This window comes from Blastococcus sp. PRF04-17, assembly GCF_023016265.1.
Lineage (GTDB): Bacteria > Actinomycetota > Actinomycetes > Mycobacteriales > Geodermatophilaceae > Blastococcus_B.
This window is the reverse complement of record NZ_CP095412.1, coordinates 3,754,976-3,772,457: the sequence shown is the minus strand read 5'-3', so window position 1 is coordinate 3,772,457 and position 17,482 is coordinate 3,754,976. Positions and strand designations below refer to the sequence as shown.

Annotated in this window: 12 protein-coding genes; 1 reads left to right on the top strand and 11 read right to left on the bottom strand. The window is 69.3% G+C overall.

All coding sequences use genetic code 11. The features are described from left to right. Positions 1-12 precede the first annotated feature (12 nt). The 9 genes from rpsS to rpsL all read right to left on the bottom strand — a co-directional run bounded on the left by rpsS (position 13) and on the right by rpsL (position 7,934). Entirely contained in the window at positions 13-294 is a 282-nt protein-coding gene (rpsS, locus tag MVA48_RS19115; protein ID WP_236825796.1) for a 30S ribosomal protein S19, read from the bottom strand. A 34-nt stretch (positions 295-328) separates the two neighbouring features. Continuing rightward, positions 329-1,162 (bottom strand): 50S ribosomal protein L2, encoded by an 834-nt coding sequence (rplB, locus tag MVA48_RS19110; protein ID WP_246982520.1) that lies wholly within the window; start codon positions 1,160-1,162, stop codon positions 329-331. Between the two features lie 46 nt (positions 1,163-1,208). Continuing rightward, a complete protein-coding gene (gene rplD, locus MVA48_RS24540; RefSeq protein ID WP_441300193.1) occupies positions 1,209-2,513 on the bottom strand; it encodes a 50S ribosomal protein L4 in 1,305 nt (434 codons plus the stop codon). Next, positions 2,510-3,175, bottom strand: coding sequence for a 50S ribosomal protein L3 (gene rplC, locus MVA48_RS19095; protein ID WP_246982519.1), 666 nt, complete (start codon positions 3,173-3,175; stop codon positions 2,510-2,512). Before rplC ends, rplD begins: the two co-directional genes overlap by 4 nt. Before the next feature lie 15 nt (positions 3,176-3,190). Beyond that, positions 3,191-3,496 carry a 30S ribosomal protein S10 gene (rpsJ, locus tag MVA48_RS19090; RefSeq protein ID WP_014377994.1) on the bottom strand — a complete coding sequence of 102 codons (306 nt, stop codon included), beginning with the start codon at positions 3,494-3,496 and terminating at the stop codon, positions 3,191-3,193. A 126-nt stretch (positions 3,497-3,622) separates the two neighbouring features. Next, positions 3,623-4,816: an elongation factor Tu gene (gene tuf / locus MVA48_RS19085; RefSeq protein WP_246982518.1), complete on the bottom strand. Its 1,194-nt coding sequence runs from the start codon at positions 4,814-4,816 to the stop codon at positions 3,623-3,625. A gap of 95 nt (positions 4,817-4,911) precedes the next feature. Further along, the gene (gene fusA / locus MVA48_RS19080; RefSeq protein WP_246982517.1) at positions 4,912-7,008 is read right to left on the bottom strand and encodes an elongation factor G; all 2,097 of its coding nucleotides are present in this window, start codon (positions 7,006-7,008) and stop codon (positions 4,912-4,914) included. An 81-nt stretch (positions 7,009-7,089) separates the two neighbouring features. Then, positions 7,090-7,560, bottom strand: coding sequence for a 30S ribosomal protein S7 (gene rpsG / locus MVA48_RS19075; protein WP_246982515.1), 471 nt, complete (start codon positions 7,558-7,560; stop codon positions 7,090-7,092). Next, positions 7,560-7,934: a 30S ribosomal protein S12 gene (rpsL, locus tag MVA48_RS19070; protein ID WP_012950487.1), complete on the bottom strand. Its 375-nt coding sequence runs from the start codon at positions 7,932-7,934 to the stop codon at positions 7,560-7,562. The genes rpsG and rpsL overlap by 1 nt, the downstream gene beginning before the upstream one ends. A gap of 560 nt (positions 7,935-8,494) precedes the next feature. Between rpsL and MVA48_RS19065 the strand changes: the two genes are divergently transcribed. Further along, a complete protein-coding gene (locus tag MVA48_RS19065) occupies positions 8,495-9,619 on the top strand; it encodes an LLM class F420-dependent oxidoreductase (protein ID WP_246982513.1) in 1,125 nt (374 codons plus the stop codon). 84 nt (positions 9,620-9,703) lie between these two features. Here the strand turns inward: MVA48_RS19065 and MVA48_RS19060 are convergent, their stop codons facing one another. Both MVA48_RS19060 and rpoB read right to left on the bottom strand, forming a co-directional pair. Continuing rightward, on the bottom strand, positions 9,704-13,609 hold the full coding sequence (locus MVA48_RS19060) for a DNA-directed RNA polymerase subunit beta' (RefSeq protein ID WP_246982511.1): 3,906 nt from the start codon (positions 13,607-13,609) through the stop codon (positions 9,704-9,706). Positions 13,610-13,714: 105 nt separating this feature from the next. Continuing rightward, positions 13,715-17,221: a DNA-directed RNA polymerase subunit beta gene (gene rpoB / locus MVA48_RS19055; RefSeq protein WP_246982509.1), complete on the bottom strand. Its 3,507-nt coding sequence runs from the start codon at positions 17,219-17,221 to the stop codon at positions 13,715-13,717. Positions 17,222-17,482 lie beyond the last annotated feature (261 nt).

Below are 17,482 nucleotides of genomic sequence, written 5' to 3'. Positions count from 1 at the left end.
TCAGCCGCGCTCTCAGCCCCGACGGGACCGGCGGTCGTCCTTGACGTGCCCACGGAAGGTGCGCGTGGGCGCGAACTCGCCGAGCTTGTGCCCGACCATCGCCTCGGTCACGAAGACCGGGACGTGCTTGCGGCCGTCGTGCACGGCCAGGGTGTGGCCGAGCATGTCCGGGATGATCGTGGAACGACGCGACCAGGTGCGGATCACGTTCTTGGTGCCCTTGGCGTTCTGCGCGTCCACCTTGGCGAGCAGGTGGTCGTCGACGAACGGGCCCTTCTTCAGGCTGCGTGGCATAACGGACTCTCCATAACCGCCGGGGAACCCGGGCTCAGCGCTTCTTGTTGGTGCGCCGGCGGCGCACGATCAGGGCGTCACTGGCCTTCCGCTTGCGCGTCCGGCCCTCCGGCTTGCCCTTCGGGTTCACCGGGTGGCGACCACCGGAGGTCTTGCCCTCACCACCACCGTGCGGGTGGTCGACGGGGTTCATGGCGACCCCGCGGACGGTCGGGCGCTTGCCCTTCCACCGCATGCGGCCGGCCTTGCCCCAGTTGATGTTGGACTGCTCGGCGTTGCCCACCTCGCCGACGGTCGCCCGGCAGCGGACGTCGACGTTGCGGATCTCGCCCGACGGCATGCGCAGCTGCGCGAAACGACCCTCACGGGCGACCAGCTGGACGCTGGTCCCCGCGGAACGGGCGATCTTCGCGCCGCCACCGGGACGGAGCTCGATGGCATGAACGACGGTGCCGACGGGGATGTTCCGCAGCGGCAGGTTGTTGCCGGGCTTGATGTCGGCCGCGGGGCCGCACTCGACGGTGTCGCCCTGCTTGAGCCGGGCCGGCGCGATGATGTAGCGCTTCTCGCCGTCGGCGTAGTGCAGCAGTGCGATCCGCGAGGTGCGGTTCGGGTCGTACTCGATGTGCGCGACCTTGGCCGGCACGCCGTCCTTGTCCGCCCGGCGGAAGTCGATCAGGCGGTAGGCACGCTTGTGCCCGCCACCCTGGTGACGCGCGGTGACCTTGCCGTGGACGTTGCGCCCACCGCGGCCGTGCAGCGGCCGGACCAGCGACTTCTCCGGGTGGTCACGGGTGACCTCGGCGAAGTCGGCGACGCTGGAGCCGCGGCGGCCCGGCGTCGTCGGCTTGTACTTGCGGATAGCCATTGCTGACTCAGTCCTTCGTCTTGTGTCTCTGGTCCGGTGGACGGGCTCAGGCGCCCGGGCCGCCGAAGATCTCGATGCGGTCACCGGGGGCGAGCGACACGATGGCGCGCTTGGTGTCCTTGCGCTTGCCCAGCTTCGTGCCCCTGCTGCGCTTGCGCTTGCCCTGACGGTTGATCGTGTTCACGCCGAGGACCTTCACGTTGAAGATCTGCTCGACCGCGATCTTGATCTGCGTCTTGTTGGCCTCGGGCAGCACGACGAACGTGTACTGGTTCTCGTCGAGCAGCCCGTAGCTCTTCTCCGAGATGACCGGGGCGAGCAGGACGTCCCGGGGTCGCGGACGCTCATGCCTTCTCCTCGGTGGTGTCGGTGGTGCCGTCCTCGCTGGGTGCGGTCGCGTCAGGGCCGGCGTTGGCGGCGACGGCCTGCTCGACCGGGGCCTTGGCGGCCTCGTCGGCGGACGCCGGCGCCGCCTTCTTCGCCGGCGCGTTCTTGGCCGGCGCCTTCTCGGCGGCCGCCTCCTCGGTGCCCGCCGCGGCCTTCTTGGCCGGAGCCTTCTTCGCCGCCGCCTTCTTGGCGGCGCCTCGGCAGCGGTCTCGACGGTGCCCTCGCCCTCGGCGGGCGCGATCGACGGCACGCCACCGGGGGTCTCGCGGGTCGCGAGGTCCGGCTTGGTGGCACCGGAGCCCGTGCGGCCCTCGACGAACTCCGCGAGCGCGGTCTCGGTGAAGACCACCTCGTCGGAGACCAGCACGTCGTAGGTGTTCAGCTGCCCGGCCTCGATGAGGTGCACCTGCGGCGCGTTGCGCAGGCTGACCCAGTTCAGGACGTCGTCCCGGTCCAGGACGACCAGCACCCGCTTGGCCTGCGTGACCGCGTTCAGCGTCGCCAGGGCGGCCTTGGTCTTCGGCGCGTCGCCCTCGACGAAGGCGGAGACGACGTGCACCCGGCCCTCGCGGGCGCGGTCGGAGAGGGCGCCGCGCAGGGCGGCGGCCTTCATCTTCTTGGGCGTCTTCTGCGCGTAGTCGCGGGGCTGGGGGCCGTGGACCGTGCCACCACCGGTGAACTGCGGCGCGCGGGTCGAGCCCTGACGGGCGCGGCCGGTGCCCTTCTGCCGGTACGGCTTGGCGCCACCACCGCTGACCTTGCCGCGGGTCTTCGTGGCGTGTGTGCCCTGGCGGGCCGCGGCCAGCTGGGCCACCACGACCTGGTGCATCAGGGAGACGTTCGCGCTGGCGTCGAAGAGCGCGCCGGGAAGCGTCACGCTGCCGGAGATCTCCCCCGCCGGGGTGCGGACGTCGACCTGGCGGTCGGTGCGCGTCTGCTCCGTCTCGGTTGCCGTGCTGGTCACTTCTTGTCACTCCCCACGGGGCCACCCTTGACCGCGGAGCGGACGAGGAGCAGGCCACCCTTCGGACCGGGAACCGCGCCCTTGATCAGCAGCAGCCCGCGCTCGGTGTCGACCTTGTGCACGACCAGCGAGAGCGTGGTCGTCTTCACCGCACCCATGCGGCCGGCCATCTTCAGGCCCTTGAACACGCGACCCGGGGTGGAGGCGCCACCGATGGAACCGGGCGACCGGTGCTTGCGCTGGGTGCCGTGTGCCGCGCCGAGGCCCTTGAACCCGTGGCGCTTCATGACACCGGCGGTGCCCTTGCCCTTGCTGGTGCCGATGACGTCGACCTTGGCCACGCCGTCGAAGACGTCGGCGGTCAGCTCCTGGCCGACCGAGTAGTCGCCGGCGTCCTCGGTGCGCAGCTCCACCAGGTGCCGCCGCGGCGGAACGCCCGCCTTGGTGAAATGCCCACCCTCGGGCTTGTTCACCTTGCGCGGGTCGATCTCACCGAACCCGAGCTGGACGGCGGAGTAGCCGTCGACCTCGGGGGTGCGCACCTGGGTCACCACACACGGGCCCGCCTTGACGACGGTCACCGGCACGAGGCGGTTGTTCTCGTCGAAGACCTGGGTCATCCCCAGCTTCTCGCCGAGGAGACCGCGAAATGTGCTCGCCATGTCTGCTGACTGCCCTTACTGGATGTTGACGTCGACCGAGGCCGGCAGGTCGATGCGCATGAGCGCGTCGACCGTCTTCGGCGTCGGGTCGAGGATGTCGATGAGCCGCTTGTGCGTGCGCATCTCGAAGTGCTCGAACGAGTCCTTGTACTTGTGCGGCGAACGGATCACCGCGTACACGTTCTTCTCCGTCGGCAGAGGCACCGGGCCGACCACACGCGCTCCGGTCTTGGTGACCGTCTCCACGATGCGCCGCGCCGAGGCGTCGATCGCCTCGTGGTCGTAGGCCTTCAGCCGGATGCGGATCTTCTGTCCCGCCATCGCTGTCTTCTGCTCCTGCCGATCGGTTGTGAACGTTCGAGTGGGTCTGCTGACCCGTGGGCCCGGTGAGGGGGACCCCGCCCTGGCGGGGCGGCGGCCGGCTCGCGGCCGCCAGCCCCGGGGGTACTACTTGATGATCTTGGTGACGCGGCCGGCGCCGACGGTGCGGCCACCCTCACGGATGGCGAACCGCAGGCCCTCCTCCATGGCGATGGGCTGGATGAGCTCCACCGTCATCTCGGTGTTGTCGCCGGGCATGACCATCTCGGTGCCCGCGGGCAGCGTGACCACGCCGGTCACGTCCGTCGTCCGGAAGTAGAACTGGGGACGGTAGTTGTTGAAGAACGGCGTGTGACGGCCACCCTCGTCCTTCGAGAGGATGTAGACCGAACCCTCGAAGTTGGTGTGCGGGGTGATCGAGCCGGGCTTCACGACGACCTGGCCACGCTCCACGTCCTCGCGCTTGATGCCGCGGAGGAGCAGACCGACGTTGTCACCGGCCTGGCCCTGGTCGAGCAGCTTGCGGAACATCTCGACGCCGGTGACGGTCGTCTTCGTCGAACCCTCGCGGATGCCGACGATCTCGATCTCCTCGGAGACCTTGACGATGCCACGCTCGACGCGGCCGGTGACGACGGTGCCACGACCGGTGATGGTGAAGACGTCCTCGACGGGCATGAGGAACGGCTTGTCGATCTCGCGCTCCGGCTCCGGGATCGCGGTGTCGACGGCGTTCATCAGCTCCATGAGCTTGTCGCCCCACTCGGCGTCGCCCTCGAGGGCCTTGAGCGCCGAGACGCGGACCACGGGGACGTCGTCGCCCGGGAACTCGTACTCGGACAGCAGCTCGCGGACCTCCAGCTCGACGAGTTCGAGGATCTCCTCGTCGTCGACCATGTCGGCCTTGTTCAGCGCCACGACGATGTAGGGGACGCCGACCTGGCGGGCCAGGAGGACGTGCTCCTTGGTCTGCGGCATCGGGCCGTCGGTCGCGGCGACCACCAGGATCGCGCCGTCCATCTGGGCGGCACCGGTGATCATGTTCTTGATGTAGTCGGCGTGACCGGGGCAGTCGACGTGCGCGTAGTGACGGTTCTCCGTCTGGTACTCCACGTGCGCGATCGAGATCGTGATGCCGCGGGCCTTCTCCTCGGGCGCCTTGTCGATCTGGTCGAAGGCGGACGCCTCGTTGAGGTCCGGGTACTTGTCGTGCAGCACCTTGGTGATCGCCGCGGTCAGCGTCGTCTTGCCGTGGTCGATGTGCCCGATGGTGCCGATGTTGACGTGCGGCTTGGTCCGCTCGAACTTGGCCTTGGCCACTGGGTTCCTCTCTCCGTGTCTTTCGCGGTCGTGCGCGTGCTCGGGGTGCGGGCGGTGCCCGCCGGCCGAGGGCTGGGCCCCCGACCGGTCACTCGTTACTCGCCAGTCGCCTTGGCGATGATCTCCTTGGCGACGTTGGCCGGGACCTCGGCGTACGAGTCGAACACCATGGTGTAGCTCGCCCGTCCCTGGGTGCGGCTGCGCAGGTCGCCCACGTAGCCGAACATCTCCGAGAGCGGGACCAGGGCCCGGACGACGCGGGCGCCGGAGCGCTCCTCCATCGCCTGGATGGTGCCGCGCCGGGAGTTCAGGTCGCCGATGACGTCACCCATGTAGTCCTCGGGGGTGACGACCTCGACGGCCATCATCGGCTCGAGCAGGGCCGGGCTGGCCTTGCGTGCGGCCTCCTTGAAGACCATCGAGCCGGCGATCTTGAAGGCCATCTCCGAGGAGTCGACCTCGTGGTACTGACCGTCGATGAGAGTCGCCTTCACGCCCACCATCGGGTAGCCGGCGAGGATGCCGTACTGCATGGCGTCCTGCATGCCCTGGTCCACCGAGGGGATGTACTCGCGCGGGATGCGGCCACCGGTGACGGCGTTGACGAACTCGTAGGTCGGGCCGTCGGCCGTGACCTCCAGGGGCTCGATCGTGACCTGCACCTTGGCGAACTGGCCGGAGCCACCCGTCTGCTTCTTGTGGGTGTAGTCGACCTTCTCCGCCGCCTTGCGGATCGTCTCGCGGTAGGCGACCTGGGGCTTGCCGACGTTGGCCTCGACCTTGAACTCGCGCCGCATGCGGTCGACGAGGATCTCCAGGTGGAGCTCGCCCATGCCGGAGATGACCGTCTGGCCGGTCTCCTCGTCCAGCTTGACCTGGAAGGTCGGGTCCTCCTCGGCGAGCTTCTGGATCGCCGTGCCCAGCTTCTCCTGGTCGCTCTTCGTCTTGGGCTCGATGGCCACGGAGATGACCGGCGCCGGGAAGGTCATCGACTCGAGGATGACCGGCTTCTGCGGGTCGGTGAGGGTGTCGCCGGTGGTCGTCTGCTTCAGACCCACGACGGCGACGATCTCGCCGGCGCCCACGCCCTGGCGCTCCTCGCGCTTGTTGGCGTGCATCTGGTAGATCTTGCCGACCCGCTCCTTGCGGTCCTTGGTGCTGTTGAGCACCGGGGACCCGGCGTCCAGCTTGCCCGAGTACACGCGGACGTAGGTCAGCTTGCCGAGGTGCTGGTCGGTCTGGATCTTGAACGCCAGCGCGGAGAACGGCTCCGCCTCGTCCGCGTGCCGCAGCACCTCGGTCTCGCCGTCCAGGGCGGTGCCGACGATCGCCTCGATGTCCAGCGGGCTGGGCAGGTAGTCGGTGACGGCGTCGAGCAGGGGCTGGATGCCCTTGTTCTTGAACGCGGTGCCGGTCAGCACGGGGTTCACCTGAGCGGCGATGGTGGCCTTGCGGATGGCGGCCTTGAGGCGCTCGACGGAGATCTCCTCGCCGCCGAGGTAGGCCTCCATCAGCTCGTCGTCGAAGTCGGCGATGCCCTCGAGGAGCTTCTCGCGGTACTCGGCGGCCTGGTCGGCGAGCTCGGCGGGGATCTCCTCGACCGAGTAGTCCTCACCCATCTGGGTCTCGCCGCGCCAGGTGAGCGCGCGCATCTGGACCAGGTCCACGACGCCGATGAAGTCGGCCTCGGCACCGATGGGCAGCTGCAGCACGAGCGGGTTGGCACCGAGGCGCTCGACCATCATGTCGACGCAGCGGAAGAAGTCGGCACCGGTGCGGTCGAGCTTGTTGACGAAGCACATGCGCGGGACGCCGTACTTCTCCGCCTGCCGCCAGACCTGCTCGGTCTGGGGCTCCACGCCGGCGACACCGTCGTAGACGGCGACGGCACCGTCGAGCACGCGCAGGGACCGCTCCACCTCGACGGTGAAGTCGACGTGCCCCGGGGTGTCGATGATGTTGATGTCGTAGCCGTTCCAGGTGCACTTCGTCGCGGCCGACGTGATGGTGATGCCGCGCTCCTGCTCCTGCTCCATCCAGTCCATCGTGGCCGCGCCGTCGTGGACCTCACCGATCTTGTACGTGATGCCGGTGTAGAAGAGGATGCGCTCGGTCGTCGTGGTCTTGCCGGCGTCGATGTGCGCCATGATCCCGATGTTGCGGGTCTTGGCGAGCTGGGCCGTGGAGGCCATGTCCTACTCCTCTTTGCTGCGGTTCCGTGTGCGGGTTGCCGGGGGTCTCCCGGGAGCCCGCCGACGGCGGGCGCTGGTGCGTTACCAGCGGTAGTGCGCGAAGGCCTTGTTCGACTCGGCCATCTTGTGCGTGTCCTCGCGCCGCTTCACGGCGGCACCGAGACCGTTGCTCGCGTCGAGCAGCTCGTTCATCAGGCGCTCGGTCATCGTCTTCTCCCGGCGCGCGCGGCTGTACTGGATCAGCCAGCGCAGGCCGAGCGTGGTGCTCCGCGAGGGGCGGACCTCGACCGGGACCTGGTAGGTCGCGCCACCGACACGGCGGCTGCGGACCTCGAGGGCCGGCTTGACGTTGTCCAGCGCGCGCTTGAGCGTCACGACCGGGTCGGTGTCGCTCTTGGCGCGGCAGCCCTCGAGGGCGCCGTAGACGATCGACTCGGCGACGGAGCGCTTGCCGTCGACCAGGACCTTGTTCACCAGCTGGGTGACCAGCGGCGACTGGTAGACCGGGTCGGCGACCAGCGGACGCTTCGGGGCGGGGCCCTTGCGCGGCATCAGCTCTTCTCCTTCTTCGCGCCGTAACGGCTACGGGCCTGCTTGCGGTTGCGGACACCCTGGGTGTCCAGCGAGCCGCGGATGATCTTGTAGCGCACGCCGGGGAGGTCCTTCACACGGCCGCCGCGCACGAGCACCATCGAGTGCTCCTGCAGGTTGTGGCCGACGCCCGGGATGTAGGCCGTCACCTCGATGCCACTGGTCAGCCGGACGCGGGCGACCTTGCGCAGCGCCGAGTTCGGCTTCTTCGGCGTCGTCGTGTAGACGCGCGTGCAGACTCCGCGACGCTGGGGCGAACCCTTCAGCGCCGGAGTCTTGGTCTTCTCGACCTTGTCCTCGCGGCCCTTGCGGACCAGCTGGTTGATCGTGGGCATGGGTGGCCTGGATCTCCTACCTGCGCTGGGGTGGTGCTCTGTATGTCTGTCCGTCGTGCCGGGTGCCGGTCCTGCTGGAGGACTTCCCGCTTCCGGCCACCATTCACCGTCCGGTCCACGCGGTCGGGCGTGTCGCCCGGCCCAGGACCGGCCCATGACGGACCGGACTCGGTTTGCCCCTCGCGACTCGGCGCCGCCACCCTCCGGCTTCTGCCAGGGGGTGGACCCCGATGACCAGATGCTGGTCACCCAGGCGCACCGCGAACGGGAGCAGGCCCAGGGCACCCTGGGCACAGCAGCCCACAGTACCCGCGCCCTGGAAGCCGGTCAAAACCGGGTCCCATGTGGTCGGCCACAGTGCGGCCGTCGGCCCCCGACGGCGGCCGACACCCGAGTCAACCGGGCCGCGGGCGGTTCTCTTCCCGCCCGCGCGGTGCGCCGACGGTACCGGCAACCCTTGGGTTGCGGGGGATCTCCATCGGCGCGGCGGGAGGCGCCCCTCCCCCGCCCGATAGCGTGCGGCTGGCGCCAACGGTGGCGCCGCGATCCTTGGAGGGCACGTGCGCATCGGCATCCAGGCCAGTTACAGCGGAGGGTTCGACGAGACAGCGGCCGAGATCCGCGATCTCGAGGCCGCCGGCCTCGACATCGCCGCCGTGGCCGAGGTCTACACCTTCGATGCGGTCAGCCAACTCGGCTACCTGGCCGCGGTGACCGAGCGGGTGGAGCTGCTGAGCGCCATCTTCCCCATCTACAGCCGCACGCCGGCACTGACGGCCATGACCGCGGCCGGCCTGGACTTCGTCTCCGGCGGCCGGTTCACCCTCGGGCTGGGTGCCTCGGGGCCCCAGGTGATCGAGGGGTGGCACGGGGTCCCCTACGACGCCCCGCTGCAGCGGACCCGGGAGATCGTCGACATCTGCCGCTCGGTGTGGCGCCGGGAGCGACTGGACCACTCCGGCAAGAAGTACACGATCCCCCTGCCGCCGGAGGAGGGCACCGGCCTGGGCAAGCCGCTCAAGCTGATCAACACCCCGGTGCGCGACCGTATCCCCGTGATGCTGGCGGCGCTCGGCCCGAAGAACGTGGAGCTGGCCGCCGAGATCGCCGAGGCGTGGGAGCCGATCTTCTTCGTACCCGAGAAGGCGGCGGCGGTCTGGGGCGAGTCCCTGGCCGCCGGCCGCGCCAAGCGCGACCCCGCCCTCGGCGAGCTGCAGGTCCTCACCGGGGTGCCGGTCGCCATCGGGGACGACGTCGAGCCGCTGCTGGACTTCGTCCGCCCCGCGCTGGCCCTCTACATCGGCGGCATGGGCGCCCGCGGCAAGAACTTCTACAACGACCTCGCCGTGCGCTACGGCTACGAGGCCGAGGCGAAGACCATCCAGGACCTCTACCTGGACGGCAAGAAGGACGAGGCGGCCGCCGCGGTGCCCGACGAGCTCGTGCGGGCGTCGTCCCTCATCGGCCCGGAGTCCTACGTGGCCGAGCGGATCGCAGCCTTCGCCGAGGCGGGCGTGACGACGCTGATGCTGCAGCCGCTCGACGGCAGTCGCGAGGCCCGCCTGAGGACCGTGGAGACCATGAAGCGCCTCGCCGGGCTGAGCGGCTGCGCCGGCCTCCTCCCTCACCGCGCGGCGTCCTCCCTGACCGCCCACCACGAGGGAGGACGCGCGACGATCAGGTGACCTGATCATCGCCCGGGTGTCCCGGGACGGGGAAGGGCCCCGCGGACCTGACGGTCCACGGGGCCCTTCCTCACTGGAGGGTGCTCAGCCCCGCCAGTCGTACTCCTCGAGGCGCACGGCCTCGCCGGTGCCCTGACCGAAGACGTCGGGGCTGTAGTACTGCCCGTCGTCGTACCCGGCCATGGTGTAGACCGCGGCGCGGGCCTCCTCGGTCGGCTCGACCGTGATGTTCCGGTAGCGGCTGATGCCCGTGCCCGCCGGGATCAGCTTGCCGATGATCACGTTCTCCTTGAGCCCGAGCAGGCTGTCGCTCTTGCCCTGGATCGCGGCGTCGGTGAGCACCTTGGTCGTCTCCTGGAAGGAGGCGGCCGACAGCCACGACTCGGTCGCGAGCGAGGCCTTGGTGATGCCCATGAGCACCGGACGGGCCGAGGCCGGCTCGCCGCCCTCGGCGACGACGCGGCGGTTCTCGGTCTCGAACAGCGTCCGCTCGACGAGCGCGCCCGGCAGGAACTCCGTGGCGCCCGAGTCGATGATGGTCACCCGCTTCAGCATCTGGCGGATGATCACCTCGATGTGCTTGTCGTGGATCGACACACCCTGCGAGCGGTAGACCTCCTGGACCTCGCGGACCAGGTGCAGCTGCACCTCGCGGGGGCCCATGATCCGCAGCACCTCGTGCGGGTCGACGGCACCCTCGGTGAGCTGCTCGCCGACCTCGACGTGTGCACCGTCCTCGACCCGCAGCTGCGCGCGGCGCGACAGCTTGTCGTAGACGACCTCGTCGGAGCCGTCGTCCGGCGTGATGGTCAGCTTGCGGAACTGCTCGCTGTCCTCGATCCGGACGGAGCCCGCCAGCTCGGCGATCGGGGCCTTGCCCTTGGGGACGCGGGCCTCGAAGAGCTCCACCACACGCGGCAGACCGTGCGTGATGTCCGCGCCGGCCACACCACCGGTGTGGAAGGTGCGCATCGTCAGCTGGGTACCCGGCTCACCGATGGACTGGGCGGCGATGATGCCGACCGCCTCGCCGACGTCCACCAGCTTGCCGGAGGCCAGCGACCGGCCGTAGCAGGTGGCGCAGGTGCCCAGCAGCGACTCGCAGGTGAGCACGCAGCGGACCTTGACCTCGGACACACCGGCGTCGATCAGCGTCTGGATGAGGACGTCGCCCAGGTCGGCGTTCGCCTCGGCGATGACCGTCCCGTCCTCGGCCACCACGTCGGCGGACAGGGCGCGGGCGTAGACGCTGGTCTCCACGTGCGCGTCACGCGTGACGACCCCGTCGACAACGGTGCCGATCGGCATGATGACGCCGCGGTCGGTGCCGCAGTCCTCCTCGCGAATGATGACGTCCTGCGAGACGTCGACCAGCCGGCGGGTGAGGTAACCGGAGTCGGCGGTGCGCAGCGCCGTGTCGGCCAGACCCTTGCGGGCACCGTGCGTGGAGATGAAGTACTCCAGCACGGACAGACCCTCCCGGAAGTTGGCCTTGATCGGCCGCGGGATGATCTCGCCCTTCGGGTTGGCGACCAGACCACGCATGCCGGCGATCTGGCTGATCTGCATCATGTTGCCTCGGGCGCCCGAGTTGACCATGACCCAGACCGGGTTGGTGGTCGGGAAGTTGTCCACCATCGCCTGGCTGACCTCGGCCCGCGCGCGGGTCCAGATCTCGATCAGCTCGCCACGACGCTCGGCGTCGGTGATGACGCCGCGCTCGTACTGCTTCTCGATCTTGGCGGCCTCGGCCTCGTGCCGGTCGAGGATCTCCCGCTTCACCGGCGGGGTCACCACGTCGTCGATGGCGATCGTGACGCCCGAGCGGGTCGCCCAGCGGAAGCCGGCGGCCTTGAGGGCGTCCAGGGTCGCCGCGACCTGGACCTTGGGGTAGCGCTCGGCGAGGTCGTTGACGATCGCCCCGAGCTCCTTCTTCGGCACCTGGTAGTTGACGAAGCGGTAGTCCTCGGGCAGGGCCTCGTTGAACAGGACCCGTCCCAGGCTGGTCTCCACCACGGCCGGCTGGCCGGGGGTCCAGTCCTCCGGCTGCTCCCACGCGTCGTTGACCTTGCCGTTGTCGACGTCGAAGACCTCGTCGAGGCGGATCAGCGCGCGCTCCTGCAGGGCCAGGGCGCCCATGTCGAAGGCCATCAGGGCTTCGGCCGCCGAGGCGTAGGCCGCGGGCGTGCCACCGTCGGCCTCGTGCCGCGAGGGCACCAGGGTCGTCAGGTGGTACAGGCCGAGCACCATGTCCTGGGTCGGCGCGGTGATCGGGCGACCGTCGGCCGGCGACAAGATGTTGTTGCTCGACAGCATCAGGATCCGGGCCTCGGCCTGCGCCTCGGCCGACAGCGGCAGGTGCACCGCCATCTGGTCACCGTCGAAGTCCGCGTTGAACGCGGTGCAGACCAGCGGGTGGATCTGGATGGCCTTGCCCTCGACCAGCTGCGGCTCGAAGGCCTGGATGCCCAGGCGGTGCAGCGTGGGCGCGCGGTTGAGCAGCACCGGGTGCTCGGTGATGACCTCCTCCAGCACGTCCCACACGACCGGGCGGGCCCGCTCGACCATCCGCTTGGCGGACTTGATGTTCTGCGCGTGGTTGAGGTCGACCAGCCGCTTCATGACGAAGGGCTTGAACAGCTCCAGGGCCATCTGCTTGGGCAGGCCGCACTGGTGCAGCTTCAGCTGCGGGCCGACGACGATGACCGAACGGCCCGAGTAGTCGACGCGCTTGCCGAGCAGGTTCTGGCGGAACCGGCCCTGCTTGCCCTTGAGCAGGTCGCTCAGGGACTTCAGCGGACGGTTGCCCGGGCCGGTGACCGGCCGGCCCCGACGGCCGTTGTCGAACAGCGCGTCGACGGACTCCTGGAGCATCCGCTTCTCGTTGTTCACGATGATCTCGGGGGCGCCGAGGTCGAGCAGACGCTTCAGCCGGTTGTTCCGGTTGATGACGCGGCGGTAGAGGTCGTTCATGTCGCTGGTCGCGAAGCGGCCACCGTCGAGCTGCACCATCGGGCGCAGGTCCGGCGGGATGACCGGGACGCAGTCCAGCACCATGCCCATCGGCGAGTTGCGGGTCTGCTGGAAGGCCGCGACGACCTTCAGCCGCTTGAGCGCCCGCAGCTTGCGCTGGCCCTTGCCGCTGCGGATGGTCTCGCGCAGCGAGGCGGCCTCGGCGTCGAGGTCGAAGTCGGCGAGCAGCTTCTGCAGCGCCGCGGCGCCCATGCCGCCCTCGAAGTACTCACCGAAGCGGTCGCGCAGCTCGCGGTAGAGGCCCTCGTCGGCGATGAGCTGCTTGACCTCCAGCTTGCGGAAGGTGTCGAGCACCTCCTCGAGGCGGTCGATCTCGCGCTGGGCCCGGTCGCGCAGCTGGCGCATCTCGCGCTCGCCGCCCTCGCGCACCTTGCGGCGGACGTCGGACTTGGCGCCCTCCGCCTCCAGCTCGGCCAGGTCGGCCTCGAGCTTCTGCTGCCGCGCCTCGACGTCGGCGTCGCGCCGCCCCTCGAGGTTGGACTTCTCGGCGCTGATCTCGGCCTCGATGGTCGGGAGGTCGCGGTGGCGCGCCTCGTCGTCGACCGAGGTGATCAGGTAGGCCGCGAAGTAGATGATCTTCTCGAGGTCCTTGGGCGCCAGGTCGAGCAGGTAGCCCAGGCGCGAGGGGACACCCTTGAAGAACCAGATGTGGGTCACCGGAGCGGCGAGCTCGATGTGGCCCATGCGCTCGCGACGGACCTTGGCCCGGGTCACCTCGACGCCGCAGCGCTCGCAGATGATGCCCTTGAACCGGACCCGCTTGTACTTACCGCAGTAGCACTCCCAGTCCCGGGTGGGACCGAAGATCTTCTCGCAGAAGAGACCGTCCTTCTCCGGACGCAGGGTCCGGTAGTTGATGGTCTCGGGCTTCTTCACCTCACCGTGCGACCACTGGCGGATGTCGTCGCCGGTGGCCAGGCCGATGCGCAACTCGTCGAAGAAGTTGACGTCCAGCAAGTTGATGACCCCTTTCCGGGGCTAGTCAGAGCTTTGTTCTTTGTTTGTGAGTTCTGGCCGCGCCGGGTTTTGCGGAGCTTGCGGAGCAAAACCCGGCGCGGAATCTCAGACGTCTTCGACCGAGGACGGCTCGCGGCGGGACAGGTCGATGCCCAGCTCCTCCGCGGCCCGGAAGACCTCGTCGTCGGTGTCGCGCAGCTCGATCGCCTGCCCGTCGCCGGACAGCACCTCGACGTTGAGGCAGAGCGACTGCAGCTCCTTGAGCAACACCTTGAACGACTCCGGGATGCCCGGCTCGGGGATGTTCTCGCCCTTGACGATCGCCTCGTAGACCTTGACGCGTCCCAGGATGTCGTCGGACTTGATGGTGAGCAGCTCCTGCAGCGCGTAGGCCGCGCCGTAGGCCTGCATCGCCCAGCACTCCATCTCGCCGAACCGCTGGCCACCGAACTGCGCCTTACCACCCAGCGGCTGCTGCGTGATCATCGAGTAGGGGCCGGTCGAGCGGGCGTGGATCTTGTCGTCGACCAGGTGCAGCAGCTTCAGGATGTAGACGTACCCCACGGAGATCGGCTCGGGGAACGGCTCGCCGGAGCGGCCGTCGAACAGCCGCGCCTTGCCGGTCTCCTTGACCATCCGCTCGCCGTCCCGGTTCGGGGTCGTCGAGCCGAGCAGGCCGATGATCTCGTCCTCCTTGGCGCCGTCGAAGACCGGCGTCGCGGTCCGGGTGCCGGGGCCCGCCGACTTCGCGGCGTCGGGCAGGTTGGCCGCCCACTCCGGGTTCCCCTCGACCTGCCACCCCTGCTTGGCGACCCACCCGAGGTGGGTCTCGAGCACCTGGCCGACGTTCATGCGGCCGGGCACACCGAGCGGGTTGAGGACGATGTCGACCGGGGTGCCGTCCTCGAGGAACGGCATGTCCTCCTGCGGCAGGATCTTCGAGATGACGCCCTTGTTGCCGTGGCGGCCGGCGAGCTTGTCGCCGTCGGAGATCTTGCGCATCTGCGCGACGTAGACCCGGATCAGCTCGTTGACGCCGGCGGGCAGCTCGTCGCCGTCCTCGCGGGAGAACACGCGGACGCCGATGACCTTGCCGGACTCGCCGTGCTTGACCTTCAGCGACGTGTCGCGGACCTCGCGCGCCTTCTCGCCGAAGATCGCACGGAGCAGCCGCTCCTCCGGGGTCAGCTCGGTCTCGCCCTTGGGCGTGACCTTGCCGACGAGGATGTCGCCGGGGACGACCTCGGCACCGATGCGGATGATGCCGCGCTCGTCGAGGTCGGCGAGGACCTCCTCGGAGACGTTCGGGATGTCCCGGGTGATCTCCTCGGCACCGAGCTTGGTGTCGCGGGCGTCGACCTCGAACTCCTCGATGTGGATCGAGGACAGGACGTCGTCCTGCACGAGGCGCTGCGACAGGATGATCGCGTCCTCGTAGTTGTGGCCCTCCCACGGCATGAAGGCGACGAGCAGGTTCTTGCCCAGCGCCATCTCGCCCTGGTCGGTGCACGGGCCGTCGGCGATGACCTGGCCGACCTCGACCCGCTGGCCCTCCTCGACCACCGGGGACTGGTTGATCGACGTCCCCTGGTTCGAGCGGCGGAACTTCAGCAGCCGGTAGGTCTGCCGGGTGCCGTCGTCGGCCATGACGGTGACGTAGTCGGCGGTGGAGTCCTCGACCACACCGGCCTTCTCGGCCACGACGACGTCGCCGGCGTCGACGGCGGCACGCAGCTCCATGCCCGTGCCGACCAGCGGCGCCTCGCTGCGCAGCAGCGGGACGGCCTGACGCTGCATGTTCGCGCCCATGAGCGCGCGGTTGGCGTCGTCGTGCTCGAGGAACGGGATCATCGCGGTGGCGACCGAGGTCATCTGCCGCGGCGAGACGTCCATGTAGTCGACGTTCTCCGGCGCGAGGTAGTCCACCTCGCCGCCCTTGGTGCGGACCAGGACGCGGTCCTCGGCGAACCGACCCTGGGCGTCCAGCGGCGAGTTGGCCTGCGCGACGACGAAGCGGTCCTCCTCGTCAGCGGTGAGGTAGTCGATGGAGTCGGTGACCACACCGTTCTCGACCTTGCGGTACGGCGTCTCGATGAAGCCGAAGGCGTTGACCCGGCCGAACGCCGACAGCGAACCGATCAGGCCGATGTTCGGGCCTTCCGGCGTCTCGATCGGGCACATCCGGCCGTAGTGGCTCGGGTGCACGTCGCGGACCTCCATGCCGGCCCGCTCACGGGACAGACCACCGGGACCCAGGGCCGACAGGCGGCGCTTGTGGGTCAGACCCGCGAGCGGGTTGGTCTGGTCCATGAACTGGGACAGCTGGCTGGTGCCGAAGAACTCCTTGATGGAGGCGACGACCGGCCGGATGTTGATCAGCGTCTGCGGCGTGATCGCCTCGACGTCCTGGGTCGTCATCCGCTCGCGGACCACGCGCTCCATGCGGGAGAGACCGACCCGGATCTGGTTCTGGATCAGCTCGCCGACGGTGCGCAGGCGCCGGTTGCCGAAGTGGTCGATGTCGTCGACACCGTGCTCGGGCTCGCCGGCGTGCAACCGCACGACGTACTCGATGGTGGCGACGATGTCGTCCTCGGTCAGCGTGCTCGTGCCCTGCGGCACCGAGACGCCCAGCTTCTTGTTGACCTTGTACCGGCCGACCTTGGCCAGGTCGTAGCGCTTGGGGTTGAAGAAGAGGTTCTCCAGCAGCGCCTGCGCCGACTCGCGCGTGGGCGGCTCGCCCGGCCGCAGCTTGCGGTAGATGTCGAGCAGGGCCTCGTCCTGCCCGGCGATGTGGTCCTTCTCCAGCGTGGCGAGGACGGTCGGCGACCACTGGAAGTGCTCGCGGATGCGGTCCTCGGTCCAGCCCAGCGCCTTGAGCAGCACGGTGACCGGCTGGCGGCGCTTCCGGTCGATGCGGACGCCGACGGTGTCGCGCTTGTCGACGTCGAACTCCAGCCACGCGCCGCGGCTCGGGATGACCTTGGCGCTGAAGACGTCCTTGTCCGACGTCTTGTCCAGGGTCTTGTCGAAGTACACGCCCGGGCTGCGGACCAGCTGGGAGACGACGACGCGCTCGGTCCCGTTGATGACGAAGGTGCCCTTGTTCGTCATGATCGGGAAGTCGCCCATGAACACCGTCTGGCTCTTGATCTCACCGGTGGTGTTGTTCATGAACTCGGCGGTCACGAACAGCGGGGCCGCGTAGGTCATGTCCTTGTCCTTGCACTCCTCGAGGGACGCCTTGACGTCCTCGAAGCGCGGGTTGGAGAAGGACAGCGACATCGAGCCGCTGAAGTCCTCGATCGGGCTGATCTCCTCGAGGATCTCGGCGAGGCCGCCGACCGCGGACTCCTGCTCCTCGGGCGAGAGGGTGGCCCGCCACTCGGGGCTGCCGATCAGCCAGTCGAACGAGGCGGTCTGCAGGGCCAGCAGATCCGGGACCTCGAGCGGCTCGGAGATCTTCGCGAAGGAGACGCGGAGCGGGGCTCCGGGGATCTTCTGCTGGTCGGCCTCACCGGTGCGGGGGCCGGACTGGGGCTGCGGGGTGGTGCGGGTGCTGGGGGACTCGGTGGTGCTGGGGTTGATGCTGGTGGGGCGAGAGCCTGCCAAGATGCGTCCTTCCAAGGACCTCACGACGTGCGGGCGGGACTGTGCGGGGTCGTCGTCGGTAGGGGCGGGCTGTCCACATCGCCTGTCCGACGTCCCGAGAGGCCGGCCAGACGGGTGTCCGGGACCTCCCCGGGCACCCCTGGTGACCCGTCTCGGCGGGCAGGCAGTCAGAGGGCAGCGCAACAGGAGACCCTACCCCTGCTCGGTCGCGCTGTCCACGCCGGGGGGCCCGGTGCGACCGGTGCCACATCCCGGGGACCG

Excerpts from the sequence above, each read along its gene's own strand:
- rpsS (WP_236825796.1), bottom strand. The coding sequence starts at position 294 with ATGCCACGCAGCCTGAAGAAGGGCCCGTTCGTCGACGACCACCTGCTC.
- rplB (WP_246982520.1), bottom strand. The coding sequence starts at position 1,162 with ATGGCTATCCGCAAGTACAAGCCGACGACGCCGGGCCGCCGCGGCTCC.
- rplC (WP_246982519.1), bottom strand. The coding sequence starts at position 3,175 with ATGGCGAGCACATTTCGCGGTCTCCTCGGCGAGAAGCTGGGGATGACC.
- rpsJ (WP_014377994.1), bottom strand. The coding sequence starts at position 3,496 with ATGGCGGGACAGAAGATCCGCATCCGGCTGAAGGCCTACGACCACGAG.
- fusA (WP_246982517.1), bottom strand. The coding sequence starts at position 7,008 with ATGGCCTCCACGGCCCAGCTCGCCAAGACCCGCAACATCGGGATCATG.
- rpsG (WP_246982515.1), bottom strand. The coding sequence starts at position 7,560 with ATGCCGCGCAAGGGCCCCGCCCCGAAGCGTCCGCTGGTCGCCGACCCG.
- rpsL (WP_012950487.1), bottom strand. The coding sequence starts at position 7,934 with ATGCCCACGATCAACCAGCTGGTCCGCAAGGGCCGCGAGGACAAGGTC.